Source organism: uncultured Oscillibacter sp. (assembly GCF_950073225.1).
Classification (GTDB): Bacteria; Bacillota; Clostridia; order Oscillospirales; family Oscillospiraceae; genus Oscillibacter.
Window position 1 is genome coordinate 1 of sequence record NZ_CATMPS010000069.1, and the last position, 2791, is coordinate 2791.

Consider the following 2791-nt stretch of genomic DNA (forward strand, 5'->3'; position numbering starts at 1 on the left):
GAGCGCGGATGCGCTGGCTGACGTGAGCGGTATGGCCTTTGACCGCACCCTCCCCCGGGAGGAGCGGCTGGCCCGGTTCGTAAAACGGGCCGTCAATCCCTACTGCTTTAGCGTGGGCGGCGTGGGTGTGAAAATCGAGTTTGCCGAGGGCGGCCCCTCCCTCCAGGAGACGCTGGCGGCCTTTCTTATCCGGCAAAAGAGCGGGCTGTGACTGCTGTTGCGGCCTGCTTCCACTTCGAGACAAAATGTCCCGAGGCATCGACATTCCTGCTCCACTTACAAGAAACGCTCCCGGACAGCCTGCACCATGCACTCTAACAAGCACAACCGTTTAGAGGCCGCCGTTCTGTTCGCTATCCAGTATCAAGTGAGTACCGCCGTTTCCTATTCGGAAATAGTAGCCCGTATCAATGCAGCCCCGCTGAAAAAAGTCAATCCCAGCAGGAATACCGGGAAATGAAAGCCGATTAGGAGCGGCAGGCCGCCGGGCTCTCGGATTTGCTGGCCCGGCTGACGGCTGAACGGAAACAGCTTTCAAACGGCGTTGACCAGCAGCATCCCGCGCTGGTAGCTTTTGCAAAATATCAGAACATTGAAAAGCTGACCCGCGAAATTCTGATTGAATTGGTAGACCATATCAAGGTTTACGAAAACGGCAATATCAGCGTTCATTTTAAGTTTGCGGACGAGTTCCGCCGGATTGCCGAGTACATTGAAATCAACACCACCGACACCGCCGCGGCGGGCTGACCCCCGCCAAAGCATAAAATCCTTTTGGCAGTGTGTTTTCCTAATAAAACGCAATCTTAGTATTGCTGGTGCAGGAACAAGAAACAGACGGCGCAGCGCAGGAAGTCCAGGAAGTCCAGAATGCTGGCCCCCTCCATGCGGATGGAGAGGAAGGCGCAGAGGACGGTCAGCACCAGCAGGAGCATCCCAGCGCCGTGGCTCAGGGCCAGAACGGAGAGCAGGAGCCCGGCGCCGATGACCGCCACGTCCCGCAGCTCCCACAGCCAGAGCTTGGCCTTTGCCTTCAGGTTATCAGGATAGATATACATTATAATATTGTTCGCCTCCCAAAAATGAAGGCGGCTGTTTGCCGCCTTCTGTTTATCTGATTCATATCCTGGATTTACGTTGCGGACATGTCGGATTCGCCGAGCAGTTCAGCCAAGGCGCTCCGGCACCAGGCAATGTGTCCTTCCAAATGCCTGACTAGCTCCGCCTCCGCAAGCCGCTCCGCCTCCTTCGGAGATACGCTGCCCAGCGGGTGCTTATCAATGCGCAGGGCCTGGCAGGTCAGGAACCATTCGCCGTGGGAGTGGATATGAGGATGGATGCAGACCCGCCCCAGGTAGGGGACGCTGGCCACATAGCTGGTGGAGACGAGTTCCTGGCGGTTGTTCCTGCGCTCGTCTTTGGTCCATATCAGCATGTGCTGTCCTCCTTTCCGGCAGATGCATCCGTTGAAGCTTCCGCCTCCAGCGCCTTTTGAATGCAGTTCAGGAAGAAGGCGTTCTGCTTGATTCCGTTGCGCTTGAGGTACTCCTTGAACCGCTCGAACAGCTCTGCGGGCACCTGGAACGCAACCGTTCTCTGATTTCCTTTCATGGCGGGTTTCCCCTCCTCTTCGTAAAATTTTGTGATGAGCCAGGTCATGTACTGACCCAGGGTCTGACGGGATGCCTCCTGACGCTCCCGAACTTTGCTGTGAAGTCCAGTCGGTATTTGCGCGCATAAATTTCGGGTCTTTTCAGCCATTTTCGGCCCTCCTTTCCAACTTTGTAAAGCAAGTATATCCCCAAAGCCACATGAAAGCTATTCACGATACCCAACGATAAATCCATTGGAAACGAAGCGAATGCAACAAGTTTTTTTGCCCTTGCATCGCTATTGGGTGTCCCGTATAATAGTCACAGAAAGCGGGGGATAAATGATGGAATTAAAGCGATGCCGCTGGGCCGATCCGGCCTCTGAACTCTACACCGCCTACCACGATCAGGAGTGGGGGAGGCCGGAGCACGATGATCGGAAGCTCTTCGAGATGCTGATTCTGGAGGGCTTCCAGGCGGGGCTGTCCTGGCTCACGATCCTAAAGAAGCGGGAGGCATTCCGGCGGGCCTTCGACGGCTTCGATCCTGTGATTGTCGCCGGATACGGCCCGGAAAAGCTCGAGGCGCTGATGGCGGACTCCGGCATCGTGCGGAACCGCCGCAAAATTCAGGCGGCGGTCCAGAACGCGAAGGCGTTTTTGGACATCCAGAGGGAGTTTGGCTCCTTTAGCCGCTATCTCTGGGGCTTCACGGACGGACAAGTCATTCTGAACACAGACGACGAAGTCCGGGCCAGTACCGAACTGTCTGACCGGATTTCCAAGGATTTAAAATGCCGGGGGATGAACTTCGTGGGAAGCGTCATCATTTACTCATTTTTGCAGGCAGTGGGCGTGGTTAACGACCACGAGACAGGATGCTGGTGTTATCCCCGGCAGAACCAGGGAGAGGGCACACGCTGAAGCCCGGCAGGGCCATGGGACACGCGCCCATCGCCATGGCGATTTCAAGCATGATAAACTCTACACACGGTATGGCCACGCTGTTCCCCAAAGCCCGGTACCTGGCGGAGCCGGAGGCTCCCGGTATGTCCGTCCAGCCGTCCGGGAACCCCTGTTATGTGAAGCTTCACATAACAGGGCTTATGCAGCGCAAAGAAAAATGCAAAGCTGTTCGTGGAAGCGGCCAAAATTGGCGCAAATCCACAAATAGCTTTGCATAATTCTATGGCGTGGGTC

The 2791-nt window shown here is 55.9% G+C and carries 6 protein-coding genes and 1 pseudogene; 3 read left to right on the top strand and 4 right to left on the bottom strand.

What is annotated here, in order from left to right:
* Both Q1M04_RS15980 and Q1M04_RS16310 read left to right on the top strand, forming a co-directional pair.
* Positions 1–211: DUF6870 family protein (locus tag Q1M04_RS15980; protein ID WP_300448908.1), on the top strand; the 211-nt coding region annotated here is incomplete at its 5' end.
* Positions 212–498: 287 nt separating this feature from the next.
* Positions 499–750, top strand: coding sequence for a DUF4368 domain-containing protein (locus Q1M04_RS16310; protein ID WP_366140851.1), 252 nt, complete (start codon positions 499–501; stop codon positions 748–750).
* 56 nt (positions 751–806) lie between these two features.
* On the opposite strand, the gene Q1M04_RS15990 is transcribed toward Q1M04_RS16310, so the two are convergent.
* The 3 genes from Q1M04_RS15990 to Q1M04_RS16000 all read right to left on the bottom strand — a co-directional run bounded on the left by Q1M04_RS15990 (position 807) and on the right by Q1M04_RS16000 (position 1611).
* Positions 807–1058, bottom strand: a complete 252-nt coding sequence (locus Q1M04_RS15990; RefSeq protein WP_300347416.1) for a hypothetical protein — start codon at positions 1056–1058, stop codon at positions 807–809.
* Positions 1059–1132: 74 nt separating this feature from the next.
* Positions 1133–1435, bottom strand: a complete 303-nt coding sequence (locus Q1M04_RS15995) for a hypothetical protein (RefSeq protein WP_300347418.1) — start codon at positions 1433–1435, stop codon at positions 1133–1135.
* On the bottom strand, positions 1429–1611 hold the full coding sequence (locus Q1M04_RS16000; protein ID WP_300347420.1) for a hypothetical protein: 183 nt from the start codon (positions 1609–1611) through the stop codon (positions 1429–1431). Before Q1M04_RS16000 ends, Q1M04_RS15995 begins: the two co-directional genes overlap by 7 nt.
* Before the next feature lie 322 nt (positions 1612–1933).
* Between Q1M04_RS16000 and Q1M04_RS16005 the strand changes: the two genes are divergently transcribed.
* The gene (locus Q1M04_RS16005; protein ID WP_300347422.1) at positions 1934–2515 is read left to right on the top strand and encodes a DNA-3-methyladenine glycosylase I; all 582 of its coding nucleotides are present in this window, start codon (positions 1934–1936) and stop codon (positions 2513–2515) included.
* Here Q1M04_RS16005 and Q1M04_RS16010 read toward each other — a convergent pair.
* Positions 2451–2669 (bottom strand): annotated as a pseudogene (locus Q1M04_RS16010) (hypothetical protein); the annotation flags it as partial. The gene Q1M04_RS16005 and the pseudogene Q1M04_RS16010 sit on opposite strands and share 65 nt — an antisense overlap.
* Between the last annotated feature and the right edge of the window lie 122 nt (positions 2670–2791).

Bases quoted from the DNA above. Each gene is read 5' to 3' on its own strand.
- Q1M04_RS15990 (WP_300347416.1), bottom strand. From the start codon at position 1,058: ATGTATATCTATCCTGATAACCTGAAGGCAAAGGCCAAGCTCTGGCTG.
- Q1M04_RS15995 (WP_300347418.1), bottom strand. From the start codon at position 1,435: ATGCTGATATGGACCAAAGACGAGCGCAGGAACAACCGCCAGGAACTC.
- Q1M04_RS16000 (WP_300347420.1), bottom strand. From the start codon at position 1,611: ATGAAAGGAAATCAGAGAACGGTTGCGTTCCAGGTGCCCGCAGAGCTG.
- Q1M04_RS16005 (WP_300347422.1), top strand. From the start codon at position 1,934: ATGATGGAATTAAAGCGATGCCGCTGGGCCGATCCGGCCTCTGAACTC.